The organism is Pseudomonas sp. Ps21-P2, assembly GCF_039672565.1.
GTDB lineage: Bacteria > Pseudomonadota > Gammaproteobacteria > Pseudomonadales > Pseudomonadaceae > Aquipseudomonas.
In genome coordinates this window covers 25,038-44,804 of the sequence record NZ_JBDFPL010000007.1, presented here as the reverse complement: position 1 = coordinate 44,804, position 19,767 = coordinate 25,038, and the positions used below count along the sequence as shown (strand labels likewise).

Below are 19,767 nucleotides of genomic sequence, written 5' to 3'. Positions count from 1 at the left end.
GTGGTGGTTAACGCGTGTTGGCGTGAAGGCGCGGCCGTTTAGCCATGCCTTCAATGCCGATGCCTGGGTGCAGACGGACGAGCCGGGCTGATCAGAACGAGGACTGGATTTTCAGCCCCGCGACCAGTGCGTCATCGACCTGATTCACGCCGCCCGGATGACGGATGAATTGCAGGTTCGGGCGCACGGTCAGCCAGTTGGCGACGTGCACGCCGTAGTAGATTTCGGCGTTGTATTCAGTGTCCTGCACGGGCAGGAAGGCCGGGTCGTTGTAGTCCGAGACGCCTTCGGCCTGATTGCGCAGGTTGATGTTCTTGCGGTACGCCGGGTTGACGTGGATGCGGCTGATGCCGACGCCGATGTCATCCTCGGGGCGCGCATCAAATGGGCCTTTGTACGTCGCGCCGAGGGCAACGAAGTTGTCGATCATGTTGGTTTTCTTGTCGTGCAGCGTGCCGTTGGCGAACAGGCTCAGGCCGCGGCTGTTATCGCTGGCCTGGCTGGTGACTTGCTGGCGCAGGGTCAGCCACATGCCGTGTTTGCTGGACGACGAGGCGTAGTCATCGCCGCTCTGGGCGGCGTATCGACCGTTGCTGTCCTTGTAAACGTCGCTGCTGTCGGCGGTGCTGTAGTAGTAACCGGCGCGGTATTCCCCCGGCAGTCCGTTGACCTTCGGCGACCAGACCACCTCGACCGGCAACACCGCACCTTTGGTGCCGCTACCGCTGAGTTTGAAGGCGTTATCGTTTTCCAGGTTGGACGGGTTCTGCTCGAACGCACCGACCTGCACGAACAGTTCGGGGTTCAGCTGGTATTTGACGCGCATCGCCCACTGGCTGATCGGCCAGTTGTACCAGATGCCGCCGCCCCAGTTGCCGACCTGCGAGCCGCACAGCGCCAGGTTCTGGAAGTCGCACGGGAAGGTGTTGAAGTCTTCGCCTTCATTGAACCGGCCGACCTTGACGCTGAGCGTCTGGTCGAGAAATTTCTGCTGGTACCAGAGGTCGGTCAGGCGCGTGACGTTGCCACGGCCCCAGACTTCCTGGGACGACGAAATGGTGCCGGTGCGCGGGTCGCCCACGCGGTCGTTGCTGATGTTGTCGCCGTTGCGATTGGTCAGGGTCAGCTGAAATTCGGCGTCGTGCCAGCCGAGGATTTTCTGCAGGTCCATGTGCGCGCCGAGGGCGAACTGGTCACTGTAACGGGTCGCCTTGTCATGGTTGTAACCGCCGTGCAGGTTGGAGCCCACTTCCACGACTGAATCGAGCTTGAAGTCGTAACCCTGTTCGGAAAGCTCGCTGCGCTTGCCGCCCCAGTCACCCAGCATCCACGGCGACGTGCTGTCGAACGCCGGCGCGGCATGGGCGCAGGTCGCGAACCCCAGCGCCGCAAGGCTCAGCGCGCTGGCATGACGAAGGGCTCGGGACGATTTGCAGGTCGGGGTGCAGGTCAGGCGTTTCAGATGACTGGGCATAGGGCGGGAGGTCTTTTTGAGTTATTCGAGAGCAAAAGGCGATGCCGCTCGCAACGCTTTAAAGGCGCATTGCAAGGTCTTAACAAATGACGAATTAACCGTTTCAGCGTTTAGGGCGGCGATGATAGGGCCCTAACGATTTTTTAAAAAGTCGAAATTGCGACATGGATCGTTGCGATTGGCGTAACAGTGGCGGGCAGGCAGGGCTGCGCTGTCTACTGTTCAACCCGCCTGTTTACGGTGCTGCGGGGAAGGGCGATTTGCCGCTGACCTTTGCAGGCAGCGCATGGATGAGTGTTTAGTCAGGGGCATCCAGGCCGCAGGATTCTGCAACATGGCGGCTGGCGCTTTCCCGGCTGAAGCCGGTCCCACTAAAATCCTGAAAATCACCCAACCCTTCACACCCGCCGGTGCGTCCGCTAAGGTGCGCAGCTCGCGAAACTGTCCTGTCCAATCAGCGTCCATAGGCCCGCCATGACCACACCCAACAACAACCCGCTGCACGGCGTGACGCTGGAGCAGATCCTCATCGCGCTGGTCGAGCATTACGAGTGGTCGGGGCTGGCTGAGCGGATCGACATTCGCTGCTTCAAGAGCGACCCGAGCATCAAGTCCAGCCTCACGTTTCTGCGCAAGACTCCTTGGGCGCGGGAGAAGGTCGAAGGGTTGTACATCAAGCTGGCGCGCACCAGGCGCCCGAGCTGACTTGCCGCCTGCCAAGGATTTGATCGAGATGCCCAGCCCCACGTTGCACCTGTCTCCAGGCGGGCGCTGCTTTGTCATCACGGCCGCCATGCTGGGCTGGTTCGGGCTCGCGGTGCAGCTGTATCTGATTCTGTGGGGGCGATGGATCGACCACGCCAGCCTCCTGGGCGGACTGGTGCGCTTCTGCAGTTTCTTCACCGTGGTGACTAACACGCTGGTGGCGGTGGCACTGAGCTGTGCGGTCATCGACCGGCACTCGGCGGGGTATCGGTTCTTCCGTTCCCCCGTTGTCTGCGCGGGCATCACCACCAGCATCATTCTGGTGAGCCTCGCCTACAACCTGCTGCTGCGCCATCTGTGGACGCCCGAAGGATGGCAGTGGATCGCCGATGAATTGCTGCACGACGTCATGCCGCTGCTGTTCCTCGGCTACTGGTTATTCTTCGTGCCCAAAGGTCTGTTGAGACCTCGACATGTGCTGATCTGGACGCTGTATCCCGTTGTGTACTTCGGCTATTTGCTGCTGCGCGGGAATGTCTTCGGCGACTATCTCTATCCATTCCTGGACATCGGCACCCTTGGAGTGGCCAAGGCGCTGACCAATGCGTTGGGCGTGCTGGCAGGTTTTGTGGTGATTGGGTCAGTCGTTTATGGGATAGACAAGGTTTTGGGCCGCAAAGGGCAGTCGTAACCCTCAATTATGGTGAGACGCCCCGAATCTGGCGCGCCTGCAGCACTCAATCATCCCGAGGATCTCGTACACCTCACTCCTCGTCCGGACCGTCCGCGCGCCAGTAGCCTGCTGCCTTGACGGCCGCTTCGTCCAGCTTGAACTCATCCAGCAGCACGCGCCGCACTTTGCGTGACAGGGAGGACTCGGTCGCTACCCAGGCATACAAGCTGCCTTGCGGCAGGGTCAGTTGGCGCGTGACCTCAAGCAGGTCCTGCTCGCCACGCACCACCCAGATCACTTCAATCTTCGCATCGCTGGTCAGCGCCTGACGCTCCGCCGGGTTGTCGATTTCAACGACCACCAGCGCACGTCGACCGGCCGGCAATGCTTCCAGCCGACGACCGATGGCGGGGAGGGCGGTTTCGTCGCCGATCAGCAGATAGCTGTCGAACATGTCCGGCACGATCATCGAACCCCGAGGCCCGGCGATATTCAGCGTTTGCCCGGCTTCGGCCTGAGCCGCCCAGGTTGCCGCCGGACCGTCGCCATGCAGCACGAAATCGATGTCCAGCTCGCCAGTTTGCGGGTCGTAGCGACGGGGGGTGTAATCGCGCATCGTCGGGCGCGGGCCTTCAGCGTTTTGCAGCGGCGCATCGCTGTCCAGCGCCGCCTGCTCTGCGGGCGTGGTGGCGAACAACAGTTTGACGTGGTCATCCGTGCCCAGACTGATGAACCCCGCAAGCTCCGGACCGTTCAGGGTGATGCGGCGCATGCGCGGGGTGATGTCGGTCACCCTCAACACTTGCAGCTTGCGACGTTTGATCTCGTGGCTGACGCGGTGAATTCCCTGGGGTGCATTCATTCCGATTTCTCCGACGCAGGTTGTTGGCCGTCGACGATGGCTTTCGCGGTGTCGTTCAGCAGGTCGCGAACCCGCAGGATTTCCTCAGGGTTCCAGCGACCGTGGTGCATCTGCAAGGCATGACGCAGGTTGTGCACGGCCTCGTGAATTTCCGGCGGACGATCATGGCCACGCAACGAGCGCTTGCTGACGTCGATGCGCATTTTCACGCCATCCAGTGCCACCGCCTGTTCAGTCAGGAACTGCTGACCGGCCTCAGTGATGCCATAGCGCTTCTTGCCGCCGTCGGCATCGCCCTGAATCAACTCGCTCTCTTCCAGAAAGGTCAGCGTCGGGTAAATCACGCCCGGGCTCGGGCTGTAGGCGCCGTCGAACAGCGCTTCGATCTGGCGAATCAAGTCATACCCGTGGCACGGCTGATCGGCGATCAACGCCAGCAGCAGCAATTTCAGGTCGCCCGGGGCAAATACCCGAGGCCCACGGCCGCCGCGTTCACGGCCGGTACGTTTCTCGAAACCATCGCGGCCGTCGCCGTGTTCGCCGAAGTGAGGACGATGGTGGTGGGGGTGATCGTGTGAGTGGTCTTTCATTTTTTTCATCTCTTGGTACAAGTTAGATATACCTTAAGATATATCTTAAGTTTTCCGCAAGATGCGTTAAGACGAACGGTTGTCTCCCGGTTTTCAGGAGACGAACGCGATGACTTCAATGAAAAACCGGCTAAAGACGCGTTGTCACCTGCGTAGGAACGGGCGCCTTGCACTGCGTGAAAGTGCCCGGCTCCAGGTAGGGATTGAGAATCGGCGCCATGCCTTTGAGCACTTGCACCGGAAGGGCTGAGGTGAATTTGAAGCTTTCGGCGGCGCGTCCCGGGACGTACGCGGTCAGCGTGCCGTAATGGTGATCGCCGATGAAAAATACGAAGGTCGCGGTGCGATTAATGGCTTTGGACGCCAGGATTCGCCCGCCTGCGCCGATGCTTTCGATGCGGTTGTCGCCCGTGCCGGTCTTGCCGCCCATGGCCAGCACGCTGCCGTCATGGGTTTTGAAACTGCCGGACACCCGCCTCGCCGTGCCGGCATCGACCACCTGTGACAGCGCCTCGCGCATGGCCGCAGCGACTTCCGATGGCAGCACCCGCTTGCCAAGCCCCGGGTTGTTGATCAGTTGCGTTTCGTAAGGCGTCTGCGCGGCGAAGTGCAGGCTGTCGATGCGCAGCACCGGCAGCCGAATACCATCGTTCTGGAGAATGCCGATGAGTTCGGCGAGCGCGGCGGGTCGATCACCAGAACTGCCGATCGCGGTCGCCAGTGAAGGCACCAGATGATCGAACGGATAGCCCAGCCGCTGCCAGCGCTGATGGATATCCAGGAACGCTTCGATCTCCAGCATCGTGCGAATGCGGCTGTCGCGAGCGCTCTTGTGCTGGCTCTTGAACAGCCAGCTGTAGACTTCCTGCCGCTCGAAACGGCTGGCCGCGACGGCGTCCTTGAACGTGGCGTCCGGGTTCTGCAGCAGATACCCCAGCAGCCACAGATCCAGCGGGTGCACGCGGGCAACGTAGCCCTGATCCGGCAGATCGAACTTGCCAGGGCCATAGGCGAAATAAAGTTCGTCCAGACGCTTTTCGGTCAGCGCCGTTTTGCTTTTTTCCCCGGCCATGTGCGCACGAACAAACGCATTGAAGGCGCTCTGCGTGGCGTCCGGCAGCAGATAGCGGTGCACGGCGGCAAGCCGGCTCGCAGCGGGATGCACCCCGTCGAGAAAGGTGTCGAGCCGGTCCTGGGTGGATTTGTTTTTATAGCGCTTCCAGAAGCGCAACAGGAATGACTTGCCCTCGCGGTCGGCGAAATCGGCCAGGTATTCCTGACGTCTCGGATCGCTGTCGTCCTTGAGCAACACCGCGCTGTTGTTGGGCCCCTGATAGGTGGTGTAGCGCACCAGATCGCGCATCAGGCGAATGAACGGCAGGTTGATCGACTCCCGCAACGCTTCGCGCAGGGTCGGATTACGGGCGTTATCCTCCCGGCGAAAATTATTGAAATGGTGCAGGCCGCCCCCGGTGAAAAAGCTTTCGCTTGGGCTGGCCGAATACTGACGATCGAGGGCAGCAGCGAGCATCTTCGAGAGGTCGCGATCGGTGTTCTGAATCAGGTAATCCACGGCCCAGCGGCTGAGTCGGTCGGACTCCTCGACCGGGACTTTTTTCAGGGCGCTATTGGGCAGATCGGCGTACTTGTCGTGGATCTCGGCAATGATCTGCAAGTAGGTGGTCAGCACGCGCATCTTGGCCGTGGAGCCCAGCTCCAGTTTGCTGCCCTCGTTGATGTCGAACGGCTGATCGGTGCTGTCAGTTTGCACCCGCACCCGCGAGCCATCCGGGTCGCGCTCAAACAGCGTAAAGCTGTAACGCACCGCCTGGGTGCTGGTGGGGGTCAACAGGTGCTCGCCGATCAGGCCCATCTGACCGGCAAATTCGGGTTTGGCAAGGTCGCGCAGGTACTGACCGACGCTGATCTGCAGGTCGTTCTGCAGCGTGCTGGTGGCCGACAGATCCAGGCGATCGAGGTCGTAAAGCGAACGGTTGAGCATGTTCGACAGCCGCGTGCGCGCGACAGTGATGCCTTTGTTGCTCTCAATCGGCTGCACGGTCGGCTGCTGCACCCAGTCGCGATAGGTCACGCTGGCCGCCAGTGCGGCGTCGGCCAACGGTTGATCGATGACATTGTTCTGTGCGAGCACGCGCAGATGGCTGTCAGTCAGATCCGCGAGCTCCTTGCGACCCTTCGCCAGAAAGTGTGAGGGCCTGCGTTGGGCGATCACCAACGACAGGACTTCGCGCAGCGCCAACCCTTTCGCCGCCAGGGTTTTATCGTCCTTGGCTGTCGAAGCCAGCAGCTGATTAGTGCGGTCGAAGTCCGCGCCGTACCAGACTCGCAAACCTTCGGCCATACCGTGGACCTCGCCATGACCGGGTACCGCCGACAGCGGCACGCTGTTGAGGTAATCCCGCACCACTCGCTGCCGCGCCTCAAGGGTCTGCTGCCCCGGCTGATAAGCGCGAACGCTGGCGGACACCATCTGACGAATCTTCTCGCTGCCCGACAGCGTCAGACCGTCCGGCGAGTGCCGGTACTTCTCCAATTGAGTCGCCAGCGTGCTGCCACCGGCCGATTGCCCCGGCAACCCCACCACCTTCGCCACTTGGGAAAGCGCCGCTTTGAAAAACCTTGGCCAGTCCACCGCCGGGTTGGCGAGCGGGCGCTGAGCGTCCAGCAGGTCGCGGTTTTCAATAAACAGCAGGCTGTTGACCAGCACAGGCGGGATGGCGGCGAAGGTCGGGTACAGCTGCTGCGGGTAGGTGTACTGATACAGAGGCTCGGCGCGGCAGTCGGTAATGGTCAGGCCGGACTGAATCTTCTCCTGATAGGGCACGAAGAAACCGCGCTTGGCGTAGGACATAAGATCAGGGGAGAAACGCGCCTGGGCGCTGATCAGGTAGTCACGCTTGAGCAAGCGCGGCAGAAATTCGCCCAGAGCGGAATAGCCCAGACGCTTGTCGAAAGGCCCTTCGCCGGGATACACAATCGCGTCGCTGGGACCGGCTTCGACGCTGTAGCTCAGGCCTTGGGCCAGGTGACTGAACTCCTGGGCCTGCAAACGGGAGCTGCGCACTTCGGTCGAAACCACAAATCCCAGGATCACCGCTGCCGTCAGCACCGCCACCAGCAGAAACCGCCACACGTAACGCCGTGGGCGAGCATGGGCGGGCATTGATCCGTTCCCCTGACTGTCAGCCTTGACCGCAGCCTTCTTCGTATCGGAATGCCAAAAAGCGCCCATATCGTTGGCCCGGTCAAACCTGCACATCGCACTTGTTACAAGCGTAGACGCTGGGTGGGTAGGGCGAGGAATTTATGGGGGAGTGCTGCGTTCTGTCGAGAATCGTGGCGCTCAGCTTGGTTTTTTCGAAGGAGGAGAGGCAATGAGCTGCCTGATGCCTTTGCCAGTGTCACCTATCGATTTGTAGGAATCTTCTGGTTTTAGAGGCAAGAGGTTGATTGCTTTTCATATCGCTGATTAGTTGATTTTGTCGATTGACAATAACAACAGGCCATCAGGCTATGGAGAGATAACTTTGAATATTAAAAAATTTTGTGTTGGCTCATTTGCGAGTTGCGCGGTCTTGACAATGTGCTCGGCTTCAGCGCTACCGTTGCAGATCGAAGCCGCCCTCGACAATTCCGCTGTAAACAATTCGGTAGAGTTCGCGCCCAATGACTCAGCGGGTAACGTGTCTGGAGTAGTGGCCCTGTCTGATGCTTTGCATGTCAAAAGGGAAGTTCTTGCGAGCCCGGACGATGTTCACTATTACAGCTTCATTGCGGTTCGAGGGCAGAAAGTAGTGGTGGCGCGCGCTCCTGATTTTATCGATGAAGTGTTTTGGGATATTGAGTTGCTCGATAGCGGAGAGTGGAAGCCTTTACCTGAGACAACGATGGTGTTTTCCGAGCTTGTACCAGGAAGCGAGATTCAGATTAGGGTTAGTTATAAGAAGGGTGCGGTTTTCATTCCCCAGCCTTATGAAGTAGTCTTTGGCTCGTATCCCGTCCTCAAGGAATTTAAACTGCGTGACCAGTATGGGATAAGACGGATACCGAGTGGGCACACTCAGCCGTCGTTTCTTCTAGTGCAGGGATACACTGAGGCTAATATCGAAGCCTATTTTGTAGACTCTCTTGATACACCTTTAAAAGGCGCGGTGGGAAGGCTGGAAATGAGCTTGGCTGAGTCGCGGATCAAACCTTTTTTTAAGGACGTGGTCAGTGACGAGAACGGGAGGGTCAGAGAGGTGGTGAATTTCGAGCGATGCTATGGAGGACGGGAATCAAGCGACATTAATTATATGTATGGTCCGGGTACGTGGAGGAGCTACTACTACGTCGGCGAATATCGCTTTACTAGCCTAGTGTCGGAGCAGCGTGGCAAGGCGGAGCTTTTAGAAGGAACCCAAATCTTTGGACACGTATGTCAGCACCGGAAAATAAAGAGCTGATTCAAGACAGTTCAGCGTGTGCCTGCCGGGTCTTTGACCCGTCAGGCTTGTTAATAACCTAAACAGTTTCTGAAATGGACATGCGTGCGCGCTGGATTAGAGGGGCTATGTCTCGCTGCCAGGCAAGCTGTGCAGTGTCAGCGTCCAGGATCTTGCCAAAATCCGAAAACTGTCCGATAGGTGTGGCGTCTTGAGCTTGCTTAACCTGACGCCCGTCGCGATCATGCATTGCCAGAAATTCCAGAGTTTGGTTGAAAGAAGCAAGTTTTTCACCGAACCCTCGGTATTGGCTGAGGCTCTGGAAGAGCCGATTTTTTTCCCCGTGCGATAGCGTGCCTTTTGGGTCAAGAATCTTTATACCTTCTGCATCCAGTGCAAAGCTGAAGTCCTTGCCTGCAAAGTCGGGATGTAAAGTTGCCAGATCGCTCTTGAACTCGTAATAGGTGCGCCGAAGAGCTGCCAATTCCAAAATCGCGAAGCCTTCTTTAATCGATAGATACTGTTCCCAGTTTCCGACTTTTTCGAAGCCAGGCTCATTGCGCCATGGCCTGCGTGCTGCATCCTTACGGTCGCGCTCTTCTGATTCGAGGGCTTTCGGGTTTTCTGCCTTAGTCTGCTGCGGGTCTGCTGATTCACGTGCTTTTGAAAATGCAAATGCTCGCGTTGTCGTTGAAATTTCCATCATCGTTACCTCCCACTGTTTATCGACTCTCCTCAGCTAACGGCACCCTGCGAAAAAGCTTTGCCTGATAAACCAGTAGGAAATTTCCGAAGAGCCCCCTCAGTGAGACGCTGTTCTCAAACCTTCACCACCCGCGCCGCCTTCGGGCTGCCCAACCGCTTGTTCAACTCCAGCCAGTTCGACAACAGCAGCATCAATCCCAGCCCCAACAACGCGGTGATCACGCGCATTTGCCAGGCATCGTCGGCCAGCGCGTTCGCCATGTCGGCCAGCGGGGCGAGTAGCACGCCCAGGCAAAAGATTTCTAGTGAGTAGCGGCCCATCCTGCAGGTTTGCTGGACAGGCCAGTTGTCGAGCCAGGTTACCGAGGTCGGCAGCGTTTTCGCGACGACATACACCAGCGCAAGGAAATGCAGCAGGCGCACCGGAGACAGGTCGGTTTTGCTGATGGGGTAGATCAATTCAGTGAGCGCGGTAGGCAGGAGCGCGTCATGCACGTCAGGAAATTTCCACAGCACGGTGATGACGCCGGCCAGCAGCAGGTAAGCCGCCGCTATGAGAAACAGCGGCTGTTGCCAAAGCGGCCGAGTAGGGGCGATCACGATTGGCGCCCGTTGGGTATGCAGGGCGAAGGCCCCGCCGAGCACGAATATCAACTGCCAGGCGACCGGATTGAAATACCAGTAACCGCCACCTTCGTAGGCCCGCAGGTTCCAGCCGAGCAGCGGCACCATCATGTACAGCGCAATCGACAGGCCGATCGCCAGCGCCGCGCTGCGCAGCAGGATCGGCAGGATCAGCGGCAACGCGCCCATCAGCAGGATGTACAGCGGCAGCGGGTCGGTGAGGTTGGGTTTGAAGCGCAGCAACAGTTCATCGGCCAGCGCCTGCTGCGGGTTGCCGACGAAATACTCCAGGCCCATCTCACGCACCATGTCGCGGGTTTCGACGTGATTGTTGGCGACGAAAACGATGCCCATCAGCAGTGTCAGCAGGAAAATGTGTGCGACGTACAGCACCCATGTGCGCCGCAGGATACGCAGGCAAGCCACGACATAGCCGTCACGCTGCGCCACCCGGCCGTAAGCGAGGACAGCGGCATAGCCGGCGAGAAACACGAACACTTCGGCGGCGTCGCTGAAACCAAAATTGCGCAGCGTCAGTTGTGCGAAAGGGTTGGCTGGCACGTGATCCCAGAAAATGAAAATCAGCGCCAGACCCCGAAAGAAGTCGATGCGATGGTCGCGTCCGTTCGTCATGACGGTGGGCCTTGCAAAGGTGTTTAAAGAAGAGGGGCCAGTGGCGGCCGTGGTTCCTTGCCGTCAGCAGGGTCTGATCGGCGGCGCGCAGGGTGGCGGGTTTGCGGGGTAAAAGCAAAGGGTGGATGTTGCAGGATGTCTCGATTTGAGACGCTTCACACAGCGAGACAGACCCTTCTTGGCTGGCACCGTCGCGATTGCTTCAATCAGGCAAGCCAGTCCTGCGACTCAAGCACTCTGCGCTTGCAGAAAAATCGAAAACAGCTCGGATTGCGATTTGATGCCAAGTTTGCTGTGCATGTGCTTTTTATGGACGCGCACGGTTTCCGCAGAGATGGCGAGCTTGCGGGCGATTTCCTTGCTCGAACAGCCGCTGAGCATCAGTCGTCCGACGTCCAGCTCCCGCGCGGTCAACTGCGCGCCACGGCTGTGCTGAGCCGATGCTTCGAGCTGTTTCCGCCAGTTGCTCATCGGCAGCGGCGTATCGAGCAGCTCTTGGTCGGTTGCCGCAGCTTCAATTTCGAAGGGCAGACGCTGGCGTAACAGGGCGATGACCCACGGCTGGATCATCGACAGCAGGGCAATCTGCTCGGCGCTGAATCGTTGGGTTGAGCCCAGGGACAGGCACAGGGTGCGGTCCTGGTCGATCTGGCAATTGAATTGAATTTCATCGGCGACGACGTTCAGCCGAAAGTAGCGCTGGTAATACTCTGTGAGTTCGAAATGCTCGGGCGCGACTTCGGCAAGGCGGAACAGGCCGCTTTGCGAGCGCTCGCGGCTGGCGACGTAGAAGGGGTCGAGCAGGTACAGGCCTTTGAGGTAATCCTGAAACAGCTGGTCGGGGCTGCCATCTTCAGCCGGGCTCTCGGCGAAAACCTGCGGGCGCTGCCCGGAGCTGAATTGCAGCGCGACCCAGCTATCGAAACTGACGTACTGATCAAGCAGCCGCACCAGTTGGGCCCAGAAATTGGGGCGGTCCAGCGCTTCAATCAACTGCCCGACCGAGCGATGCCAGGCCATGTCCTGAAGTGCGATTGTCATCCTCTACCCCTATTGGGTTACTACAGCTGCGTAATTCCCCGTAACACTTACTGATGCGCATACTGCCCGCAGAGCCAATCATCAGGCCAGCATTTTGTGCCTGACCGGCCCGCGACCTTATAAGGAGAACCCATGAAGGTGGAACTCGCCCAATTGACGGGCCAGGACAACGACACCGTCCACAATCTCAAGCGCGCGCTGAATGCCATTGCCGCATGCGCTGACGACACTGCGCTGATCGTGTTCCCGGAAACGCACCTGATGGGCTTCCCCTCCAGCGAGACCGTTGCCCGGGTGTCCGAAGCGCTGGACGGCCCCAGTGTCAGCGCCATTCGGGAGGCGGCGCGTGCGCGCGGTGTCTCTGTCGTGATCGGCATGGCCGAAAATGACAACGGCGCATTCTTCAACACCACGTTGCTCATTACCCCCGAAGGCATCGCCCTGCGTTACCGCAAAACGCATTTGTGGGCGTCCGATCGCGGCGTGTTCAGCGCGGGCGATCGGTACGCCACCTGTGAGTGGAACGGGCTGCGGGTCGGCCTGTTGATCTGCTACGACATCGAGTTCCCTGAGTCGGCCCGCGCGCTGGCGCAACTCGGCGTTGATCTGATCATCGTCACCAACGGCAACATGGACCCCTACGGTCCGACCCACCGCACCGCAATCATGGCCCGTGCTCAGGAAAATCAGGCGTTCGCGCTCATGGTCAATCGCGTCGGCGAAGGCGAGGGCGGGCTGGTATTCGCGGGCGGTAGCGCACTGGTTGACCCATTCGGGGCTTTGTTGCACGAGGCGGGTCGGGAAGACACGCAACTCACCGCCGAACTCGACCTTGGGCAGCTAAAGGCTGCGCGTCGCGATTACCGCTACCTGGATGACCAGCGCCTGCGACTGCCGGGCGAAGTCGTCGAACATGCCAACGGCGTGCGCGAGCTGATCATTCCCTGAAGCGTCAGAAGCGACATCCATAACAAGCCTAACAAGAAGAATGAACCCTCACTGCTGCGTCGATCGCGGCAGTGGATGCACGCCCTCCAACTAAAAAATACGCCTTTGTTCTGCCGCACTTTTCTCTGCCATAAAACCTATAAATTTCGGAGTAGTCGCTCATGGCTCGTTTGCAACGCACCCTTTCATTAGGGTCGGTGGTGCTGTTCGGCATCGCCTACATGACCCCCATCATTGTGCTCGGCACCTTTGGTATCCTCGCGCAAACCACCGGCGGCATGGTCCCCGCGTCTTATCTGGCCGCTCTGGTTGCCATGTTTTTCACGGCCATGAGCTACGGCCGCATGGCGGCTGCGTTTCCGGTGGCCGGCTCTGCCTACAGCTACGTGCGCAAAGCCATCAGCCCCAAGCTGGGGTTTATTGCCGGCTGGGCGGTGCTGCTGGATTACCTGTTCTTGCCCATGGCGATCTGGCTGATCGGTGCCGCGTATCTGGGCTCTGCGTTCCCGTCTGTGCCACAGCCGGTGTGGGTGTTGTCGTTCATCGTCGTGACCAGCCTGATCAACATCGTTGGCCTCAAGCTCGCCAATACCATCAACGCCTTGCTGATGATCGTGCAGTTCCTGGTGCTCGCCGCCTTCGTGGCGCTGTGCATCCATTACATCGGCGGCGATGCCAGCAAACCGTTGTGGACGCTGTCGCCCTTCCTGAACGGTGACATGCAGATGCCGTTGATCATGAGCGGAGCGGCGATTGCCTGTTATTCCTTCCTGGGCTTCGACGCCGTCAGCACCCTGACCGAAGAAACCCGCGATCCGCGTCGCACCATTCCCCGGGCGATCATGCTCATCACGCTGATCGGCGGGTTGATCTTTGTCGGCGTGTCGTACTTTGTGCAGCTTGCCCATCCCTCGGCTCAGTTCGAAAACGTCGACTCGGCCGCCTATGAAATCGCGCGCAATATCGGCGGCGACGTGTTTGTGACGATCTTCCTCATTGGCCTTATCGTCGGGCAGTTCGCGTCAGGGCTTTCCGCCCAGGCCAGCGGCTCGCGCCTGCTCTATGCGATGGGCCGCGACGGGGTGTTGCCCAAGTCGTTCTTTGCCAGCCTGAGCGAACGATTCGGCACGCCGGTCAACAGTATTCTGTTGTGCGCGGTGGTGGCCTTGCTGGCGCTGAAACTGGACGTCACCACGTCCACCTCGTTCATCAACTTCGGCGCGTTTCTGGCGTTCAGTCTGGTCAACCTGTCGGTCATTTTTCACTACTGGATTGCGGGCCAGAAACGCGGGCCCCGCGAGCTGCTGCTGTTCCTGATCTGCCCACTGATTGGCCTGATTGCCGATCTTTGGCTGATGATCAGCCTGGACAAACTGGCGATTATGCTCGGTCTGGCCTGGCTGGCCATCGGCTGTGTGTACCTGGCATGGCTGACCGGCGGATTCCGTCGTCAGCCGCCGGAAATGGATTTTCAAGAAGCGGCCTAGTGACACGGCGGGCGATGCAGCGCGGGCGCCACCCACAGGCGCCCTTTTTGTGCGAGCAGATCCTGAACGCAACCCTGGATTACTGAGCTTCTGGCATCAGCATCGGCTTGCGGTCCAATGTCTCGCTGATCATTCGGTAGATGTCTTCTTTGCCATCGTCGCTGCAGCAGCGGATCTCGTGGAGCACTTCGCGCTCTTTGGGAGACAGCCCGATGTAGTTCCACTCGCACGCCTGGCGCATGAACACGTCGTGGTCATTGACCGGCATGACGTCGTCAGCGGCTTCGTGAAAAGCCTCCACGATCGTGCCGATCAGGCTGACGAGTTGCTCGGCGTCAGGCTTGCCGTCGGTTGCCTGGACCAGACGCTGCAGATGATTCAACGCGCTGCGGGCGTCAATTAGCTTCATGTGTGCGGGGACGCTCATTTCGTATCGATCGATCAGGTGCATGGCACTACCTCCTGGTGTTGTTCATTCCGTTCCCGTCCGTGACGGGGCTGGGTCGTCAGGGCGCGAACGTTAGCGGCAGGGGAGGCGCCGGAAAAGCCGAAAGTTGTAACGGTTACAAAATCGTTTCCGATTGAACTTTGCCGAATTGATACTGTATAACGTATTACATGATTGCTTACATTCTGGAGAAAGACGATGAAAGCCGACATCCATCCCGACTACCGCCAAGTGCTGTTCCACGACACCGCTGCCGATGTGTTTTTTCTGATCGGCTCCACGGTTGACACCGACCGCACGCACACCCACACCGATGGCAACTCCTACCCTTACGTTGCCCTCGACGTGTCCAGCGCGTCGCATCCCATGTACACCGGCCAACAGCGCAAGACCACCACCGAAGGCCGTATCGCCGGCTTCAACAAGCGCTTCGCCACCTTCGGCTCCGGCGCCAAGAAAGAGGAATGACAGCAGCACCTCCCGCGCTCCGGGCATCGCCAGTAGATCACCCGGGCGCGGGATTTTTTTTGCCGTTTTTTCACTGTATTCCGTCTTGCAGGCCACCTTGGCACTGGACTATCGGGCCAAATTGCTTTTAGCTCTGCGGCCTGAAATTCAGGAGCATCCCCCTTTGAAAAAGTCAGTCGCCATCGTTTTCGGTGGGCAATCCTCCGAGCATGAAGTTTCGTTGCAGTCGGCGCGCAACGTGATCAACGCGATTGATCGCACCAACTTCTCCATCACCCTTATCGGCGTCGATAAGCAGGGCCATTGGCTGCGCTTCGACGAGCAGGATTACCTGCAGAACCCCACCGATCCTGCGCACATCAAACTCAGTGAATCCGGCCGCCTTCTTTCGCTGATGCCGGGCGCCAGCGGGCCGCAGTTCGTGGAAGTGCAGACCGGCGCAGAGGTGCCGCGCATCGACGTGGTGTTCCCGTTGATCCACGGCAGTTTCGGGGAAGACGGCTGCCTGCAGGGCATGTTGCGCCTGCTGGACATTCCGTTCGTGGGCCCGGATGTGCTGAGCTCCGCGGCCTGCATGGACAAGGACGTGACCAAACGGCTGCTGCGCGATGCGGGTATTTCGGTTGCGCCGTTTGTGGTCCTTCACCGTGGCGAGACGGTGGATTTTGTCAGCGTCTCGGCACAACTGGGCCTGCCGCTTTTCGTCAAGCCGGCGTGTCAGGGATCGTCGGTCGGCGTGAGCAAAGTCACCGACGAAGCCGGTTACGCCGCCGCCCTGAAACTGGCTTTCGACTACGACAACAAGGTGCTGATCGAGCAGGGCATCGTCGGTCGTGAGGTGGAATGCGCCGTGCTGGGCAACCACGAACCGAAGGTCAGCGTGTGCGGTGAAGTCGTCGCCAATGACGAGTTTTATGCCTACGACACCAAGTACCTGAACGACGGTCAGGCGCGCATCGCGATCCCCGCGCAGATGCCCGAAGACATGAGCGAAGCCGTGCGTGAAGTGGCGCTGCAGGCCTATCGCGTGCTGGGCTGCGCCGGTTTGGCGCGGGTGGATTTCTTTGTCACCGAGGCACGGGAAATCATCATCAACGAGGTCAACACGCTCCCCGGTTTCACCTCCATCAGCATGTACCCGAAACTCTGGCAGGCCAGCGGATTGAGCTACGCCGAGCTGATCGACCGGTTGATCACGCTGGCGCTGGAACGCGCCGAAGAAACCCGCGCGCTGAAGACCGAGGTGGTGCTGTGACGGTGAAAACCCTCCGTATCGCCGCCGCGCTGCTGACCCGTGCCGATGGCAAAACATTGCTGGTGCGCAAGCGCGGGACCGAAGCGTTCATGCAGCCCGGCGGCAAGATCGACGCCGGTGAGTCGGCGCTCGATGCGCTGGCCCGTGAGCTGAACGAGGAATTGGGGCTGGTCATCGCGCCTGAACACGCGCGGTTTCTGGGCGAGTTTTCGGCGGTAGCGGCGAACGAACCGGGCTTCGAAGTGAACTGCCAGCTGTATGGCGTTCAGGTTGAGGACCCGGTCAATCCTGCAGCCGAGATCGAGGAAGCCATCTGGGTCGACGGCGGGAATATCGACCAGTTGCATCTGGCACCGCTGACACGGGATTCGATATTGCCGCTGTACCGAAGCCTGCAAAACGCCTGATTTGCAGGGCTGCATTGCATGGGGTAAGCAGCGGGGCGGATTAACGAACCGCGCTCACCCCATCCAGTGTCGAAAACGACGTGTCCTTCGCCGTCAGCAGGAAGTCACGCATGTAGGGCGCGTCCAGCATGTCTGCGCGAATCGCCGCGTACAGCGTGGCGAACAATCCTTTTTCCCCCAGCCGCTTGCCCTTCACGTAGCCGCGTGAGCTGTATTCATGCAGCGCCCAGTGCGGCATCCCACAGACGCCGCGTCCGCTGGCGACCAGTTGCATCATCATCACCGTCAGTTCGGACGTGCGCACCTGCGCCGGTTCGATGTCGGCCGGTTCGAGAAAGCGGGTGAAGATGTCCAGACGGTCGCGCTCGACGGGGTAGGTGATGAGGGTTTCATTGATCAGGTCCTCCGGCACCACATAAGGCCTGGCCGCCAGCGGATGCTGATTGGCGACTGCGAGCATGGCCTCGTAGGTGAACAGCGGCACGTAGGTAATGCCTGCCAGCTCCAGCGGGTCCGAGGTCACCACCAGATCCAGATCGCCACGGGCCAGGGCGGGCAGGGGTGCGAAAGCGAAACCCGACGCCAGATCAAGCTCCACCTCCGGCCAGGCATCGCGGAACTGATCGATCGTCGGCATCAGCCACTGAAAGCAACTGTGGCATTCGATGGCCATGTGCAGGCGCCCGGCGACACCGCCGGCGAGCCTCGAGATATCGCGCTCGGCATGGCGCAGTTGCGGCAGCACCGAGTCAGCCAGTTGCAGCAGGCGCAAGCCCGCGCTGGTGAACCGCACCGGTTTGGTCTTGCGCACGAACAGCGGCATGCCCATGCGCTCTTCCAGCTCTTTGAACTGGTGAGACAGCGCCGATTGGGTCAGATGCAATCGGTCAGCCGCGTCAACAAGGCTGTCTGCTTCGCGTAATGCATGCAGGGTTTTCAGGTGGCGAATTTCCAGCACCGATGGCGCTCCATGAGTAAATTTTGTGATCAACACGAATTTAATGAGTTTGTCTCATGTAAGGGGAAGTGTCGACAATGGCGCCATCTTTTGAAGGAAGCAGTCAGCATGGGCCAGGTCAACAACTCTAATTTTCCTCACATCGGCGTGGCCAGGGGCTTCAAGCACATCCTCGAGACGCTGGGTGACGGCGTTGAGGTGGATTCAGTGCCGACGTTCACCCCGGACCAACGCTTTAACCTGAACTGGGCGCCGCTGTTCGATGAGGTTGATGAAGCCCGCGCGCAGGGCCAAACGATCCGGCCGGAGCTCATCGGCCCGTTGACGTACCTCTGGCTGGGGCAAGCGGAGGGTGAGGGCTTCGACAAACTCGACCTGCTGGATCGTCTGCTGCCGGTGTATGGCGAGATCCTCGGTCGGCTGGCGGGCAAGGGCGTCGAGTGGGTGCAGATCGATGAGCCGATCCTGACCCTGGACTTGCCGCAGGACTGGAAGAACGCCTTCGAGCGCGCCTACCACGCCCTGCAATATTCGCCGCTTAAAAAGCTGCTCGCGGTTTCGTGTGGCGGTCTTGGGCTGGGCAGTAACCTCGGCCTCGCGGTGTGCCTGCCCGTGCAAGGGCTGCATGTCGATGTGCTCAGTGCGCCTGAACAAATGCCCTTGGTGCTGGACCGCCTGCCGACCTACAAAGTGCTGTCATTGGGCGTTGTGGGTGAACTGGACGCGGCCAGCGCCAACGCTGAAGCTGCGCTGGAAGTTGTGAAGGAGGCTCAATTGCGCTTCGCCGACAACCTCTGGGTCTCGGATTCGATCAGCACTCCGGCAACAGCGGCCGCGTGAATGCAGGGCGAGATGACCGTTTTGCTACCGCTCAGCCCTCTTCATCAAACTGTCACGCAACTGTGGCAGCGCGCTTGAGCAAACTTCATCAGACTCGCGGCCTACTGGGGTTCTGTGTGTCGGTGTTTTTCCATGCGGGTTTTACTTTTTCTGGCTGCGCTCTTGTGCAGCCTGCCGTCTTTTGCGGCCTCTCGATGCGATGTTGACGTTCCCACGCAAGTGGCCGAGCTCGATGACGTGCACCTGGCGTATCAGAGCATCGGGCGTGATTCCGATCCGGCGCTGCTGCTGGTCATGGGGCTTGGCGGGCAGTTGATCCACTGGCCGGATGAGGTGGTCGTCGCCCTGTGTCAGCAGGGCTTCCGGGTCATTCGCTACGACAACCGGGATGTCGGATTGTCGACCTGGGTCCAGGCTCCCTCCAGCGCCAACCTCACCTATGAAGTGCTGCGCTACAAGATCGGCCTGCCGGTGTCGGCGCCGTATTCGCTGACCGACATGGCTCAGGATGCGTTAGGCCTGATGGATGCGCTGCATGTTCAGCAATTCCATGTGCTGGGGGCGAGTATGGGCGGCATGATTGCGCAGCATCTGGCCGACATGGCGCCCAAGCGCGTGGAGAGTCTGACGCTGATCATGACCAGCTCCGGCGCGCCCGGCCTGCCGATGCCCAGCCCGGCGTTGTTGCAACTGCTCGCCCGTCGTGGCGCGCCGGACCGGCAGACCGCACTCGAGCAGCAGGCTGATTTGCTGGCTGCGTTGGGCAGCCCGCAGGTCAAGGATGATCGACAAATGCTGCTGCATCAGGTGGCGGTTTCCTACGACCGGGCGTTCAATCCTGAAGGCGTGAAACGGCAGATTCTGGCGATCCTCGCTGAACCCAGCCGCGTGGAGCTGTTGAATCGTCTGCGGGTGCCGACGCTTGTCGTGCACGGCACGGCGGATCCGCTGTTGCCAGTGATGCATGGCATTCATGTAGCGGCGCACATTCAGGGCAGTCAACTGAAGCTCATTCCCGGCTTGGCCCACCGTTTTCAGGAAGCCTTCAAAGCCCCGTTGCTGGCGGCGGTGTTGCCGTATTTACGCGAGCATCGCGAGGACGCTTCCCACGTCGCCCAGCTCTGATGCAGCGGCGGGCTTGATCCGCTGCTTGAGAACAAGCGCGCCGGTGTAGGGTGTGAGCGCCGTCGTGATCGGCGTATCG

The 19,767-nt window shown here is 59.7% G+C and carries 18 protein-coding genes and 1 pseudogene; 10 read left to right on the top strand and 9 right to left on the bottom strand.

The window, feature by feature from the left end; all coding sequences use genetic code 11:
* Positions 1–91: 91 nt before the first annotated feature.
* On the bottom strand, positions 92–1,474 hold the full coding sequence (locus ABEH28_RS18095) for a carbohydrate porin (RefSeq protein WP_346630733.1): 1,383 nt from the start codon (positions 1,472–1,474) through the stop codon (positions 92–94).
* A 474-nt stretch (positions 1,475–1,948) separates the two neighbouring features.
* Here ABEH28_RS18095 and ABEH28_RS18090 point away from each other — a divergent pair, with 474 nt between their 5' ends.
* Together ABEH28_RS18090 and ABEH28_RS18085 are read left to right on the top strand one after the other, a co-directional pair.
* Positions 1,949–2,179: a VF530 family protein gene (locus tag ABEH28_RS18090; RefSeq protein ID WP_192171617.1), complete on the top strand. Its 231-nt coding sequence runs from the start codon at positions 1,949–1,951 to the stop codon at positions 2,177–2,179.
* A 28-nt stretch (positions 2,180–2,207) separates the two neighbouring features.
* Entirely contained in the window at positions 2,208–2,870 is a 663-nt protein-coding gene (locus ABEH28_RS18085; protein ID WP_346630732.1) for a Pr6Pr family membrane protein, read from the top strand.
* A gap of 73 nt (positions 2,871–2,943) precedes the next feature.
* On the opposite strand, the gene ABEH28_RS18080 is transcribed toward ABEH28_RS18085, so the two are convergent.
* The 3 genes from ABEH28_RS18080 to ABEH28_RS18070 form a co-directional block, all read right to left on the bottom strand.
* Positions 2,944–3,714, bottom strand: coding sequence for a siderophore-interacting protein (locus ABEH28_RS18080; protein ID WP_346630731.1), 771 nt, complete (start codon positions 3,712–3,714; stop codon positions 2,944–2,946).
* Positions 3,711–4,304, bottom strand: coding sequence for a PadR family transcriptional regulator (locus ABEH28_RS18075; RefSeq protein WP_346630730.1), 594 nt, complete (start codon positions 4,302–4,304; stop codon positions 3,711–3,713). Before ABEH28_RS18075 ends, ABEH28_RS18080 begins: the two co-directional genes overlap by 4 nt.
* Positions 4,305–4,434: 130 nt before the next feature.
* On the bottom strand, positions 4,435–7,557 hold the full coding sequence (locus tag ABEH28_RS18070) for a transglycosylase domain-containing protein (protein WP_346630729.1): 3,123 nt from the start codon (positions 7,555–7,557) through the stop codon (positions 4,435–4,437).
* A 295-nt stretch (positions 7,558–7,852) separates the two neighbouring features.
* On the opposite strand from ABEH28_RS18070, the gene ABEH28_RS18065 reads away from it, so the two are divergent.
* Positions 7,853–8,770: a hypothetical protein gene (locus ABEH28_RS18065; protein ID WP_346630728.1), complete on the top strand. Its 918-nt coding sequence runs from the start codon at positions 7,853–7,855 to the stop codon at positions 8,768–8,770.
* 58 nt (positions 8,771–8,828) lie between these two features.
* On the opposite strand, the gene ABEH28_RS18060 is transcribed toward ABEH28_RS18065, so the two are convergent.
* The 3 genes from ABEH28_RS18060 to ABEH28_RS18050 all read right to left on the bottom strand — a co-directional run bounded on the left by ABEH28_RS18060 (position 8,829) and on the right by ABEH28_RS18050 (position 11,752).
* Entirely contained in the window at positions 8,829–9,455 is a 627-nt protein-coding gene (locus ABEH28_RS18060; RefSeq protein WP_346630727.1) for a hypothetical protein, read from the bottom strand.
* A 113-nt stretch (positions 9,456–9,568) separates the two neighbouring features.
* Positions 9,569–10,711 (bottom strand): OpgC domain-containing protein, encoded by a 1,143-nt coding sequence (locus ABEH28_RS18055; RefSeq protein WP_346630726.1) that lies wholly within the window; start codon positions 10,709–10,711, stop codon positions 9,569–9,571.
* A 228-nt stretch (positions 10,712–10,939) separates the two neighbouring features.
* Positions 10,940–11,752, bottom strand: coding sequence for a LuxR C-terminal-related transcriptional regulator (locus tag ABEH28_RS18050; protein WP_346630725.1), 813 nt, complete (start codon positions 11,750–11,752; stop codon positions 10,940–10,942).
* 132 nt (positions 11,753–11,884) lie between these two features.
* On the opposite strand from ABEH28_RS18050, the gene ABEH28_RS18045 reads away from it, so the two are divergent.
* Together ABEH28_RS18045 and ABEH28_RS18040 are read left to right on the top strand one after the other, a co-directional pair.
* Positions 11,885–12,700 (top strand): carbon-nitrogen hydrolase family protein, encoded by an 816-nt coding sequence (locus ABEH28_RS18045; protein ID WP_346630724.1) that lies wholly within the window; start codon positions 11,885–11,887, stop codon positions 12,698–12,700.
* Positions 12,701–12,861: 161 nt separating this feature from the next.
* Positions 12,862–14,187 carry an APC family permease gene (locus tag ABEH28_RS18040; protein ID WP_346630723.1) on the top strand — a complete coding sequence of 442 codons (1,326 nt, stop codon included), beginning with the start codon at positions 12,862–12,864 and terminating at the stop codon, positions 14,185–14,187.
* A gap of 79 nt (positions 14,188–14,266) precedes the next feature.
* Here ABEH28_RS18040 and ABEH28_RS18035 read toward each other — a convergent pair whose 3' ends face one another.
* A complete protein-coding gene (locus tag ABEH28_RS18035) occupies positions 14,267–14,638 on the bottom strand; it encodes a hypothetical protein (protein ID WP_346630722.1) in 372 nt (123 codons plus the stop codon).
* Between the two features lie 195 nt (positions 14,639–14,833).
* Between ABEH28_RS18035 and ABEH28_RS18030 the strand changes: the two genes are divergently transcribed.
* The 3 genes from ABEH28_RS18030 (at position 14,834) to ABEH28_RS18020 (ending at position 16,765) form a co-directional block, all read left to right on the top strand.
* Positions 14,834–15,103 (top strand): type B 50S ribosomal protein L31, encoded by a 270-nt coding sequence (locus ABEH28_RS18030; protein WP_122536087.1) that lies wholly within the window; start codon positions 14,834–14,836, stop codon positions 15,101–15,103.
* Positions 15,104–15,266: 163 nt separating this feature from the next.
* A complete protein-coding gene (gene ddlA, locus ABEH28_RS18025; RefSeq protein WP_346630721.1) occupies positions 15,267–16,358 on the top strand; it encodes a D-alanine--D-alanine ligase in 1,092 nt (363 codons plus the stop codon).
* A gap of 2 nt (positions 16,359–16,360) precedes the next feature.
* Positions 16,361–16,765, top strand: coding sequence for an NUDIX domain-containing protein (locus ABEH28_RS18020; RefSeq protein WP_346627486.1), 405 nt, complete (start codon positions 16,361–16,363; stop codon positions 16,763–16,765).
* Positions 16,766–16,805: 40 nt separating this feature from the next.
* Here the strand turns inward: ABEH28_RS18020 and metR are convergent, their stop codons facing one another.
* Positions 16,806–17,723 (bottom strand): transcriptional regulator MetR, encoded by a 918-nt coding sequence (gene metR / locus ABEH28_RS18015; protein ID WP_065992512.1) that lies wholly within the window; start codon positions 17,721–17,723, stop codon positions 16,806–16,808.
* 207 nt (positions 17,724–17,930) lie between these two features.
* Here metR and ABEH28_RS18010 point away from each other — a divergent pair.
* Together ABEH28_RS18010 and ABEH28_RS18005 are read left to right on the top strand one after the other, a co-directional pair.
* A pseudogene (locus ABEH28_RS18010) lies at positions 17,931–18,539 on the top strand (5-methyltetrahydropteroyltriglutamate--homocysteine S-methyltransferase); the annotation flags it as partial.
* Between the two features lie 156 nt (positions 18,540–18,695).
* The gene (locus ABEH28_RS18005) at positions 18,696–19,688 is read left to right on the top strand and encodes an alpha/beta hydrolase (protein WP_346630720.1); all 993 of its coding nucleotides are present in this window, start codon (positions 18,696–18,698) and stop codon (positions 19,686–19,688) included.
* Positions 19,689–19,767 lie beyond the last annotated feature (79 nt).

Bases quoted from the DNA above. Each gene is read 5' to 3' on its own strand.
- ABEH28_RS18095 (WP_346630733.1), bottom strand. From the start codon at position 1,474: ATGCCCAGTCATCTGAAACGCCTGACCTGCACCCCGACCTGCAAATCG.
- ABEH28_RS18080 (WP_346630731.1), bottom strand. From the start codon at position 3,714: ATGAATGCACCCCAGGGAATTCACCGCGTCAGCCACGAGATCAAACGT.
- ABEH28_RS18090 (WP_192171617.1), top strand. From the start codon at position 1,949: ATGACCACACCCAACAACAACCCGCTGCACGGCGTGACGCTGGAGCAG.
- ABEH28_RS18085 (WP_346630732.1), top strand. From the start codon at position 2,208: ATGCCCAGCCCCACGTTGCACCTGTCTCCAGGCGGGCGCTGCTTTGTC.
- ABEH28_RS18075 (WP_346630730.1), bottom strand. From the start codon at position 4,304: ATGAAAGACCACTCACACGATCACCCCCACCACCATCGTCCTCACTTC.
- ABEH28_RS18030 (WP_122536087.1), top strand. From the start codon at position 14,834: ATGAAAGCCGACATCCATCCCGACTACCGCCAAGTGCTGTTCCACGAC.
- ABEH28_RS18070 (WP_346630729.1), bottom strand. From the start codon at position 7,557: ATGGGCGCTTTTTGGCATTCCGATACGAAGAAGGCTGCGGTCAAGGCT.
- ABEH28_RS18055 (WP_346630726.1), bottom strand. From the start codon at position 10,711: ATGACGAACGGACGCGACCATCGCATCGACTTCTTTCGGGGTCTGGCG.
- ABEH28_RS18045 (WP_346630724.1), top strand. From the start codon at position 11,885: ATGAAGGTGGAACTCGCCCAATTGACGGGCCAGGACAACGACACCGTC.
- ABEH28_RS18060 (WP_346630727.1), bottom strand. From the start codon at position 9,455: ATGATGGAAATTTCAACGACAACGCGAGCATTTGCATTTTCAAAAGCA.
- ABEH28_RS18040 (WP_346630723.1), top strand. From the start codon at position 12,862: ATGGCTCGTTTGCAACGCACCCTTTCATTAGGGTCGGTGGTGCTGTTC.
- ABEH28_RS18050 (WP_346630725.1), bottom strand. From the start codon at position 11,752: ATGACAATCGCACTTCAGGACATGGCCTGGCATCGCTCGGTCGGGCAG.
- ABEH28_RS18035 (WP_346630722.1), bottom strand. From the start codon at position 14,638: ATGCACCTGATCGATCGATACGAAATGAGCGTCCCCGCACACATGAAG.
- ABEH28_RS18005 (WP_346630720.1), top strand. From the start codon at position 18,696: ATGCGGGTTTTACTTTTTCTGGCTGCGCTCTTGTGCAGCCTGCCGTCT.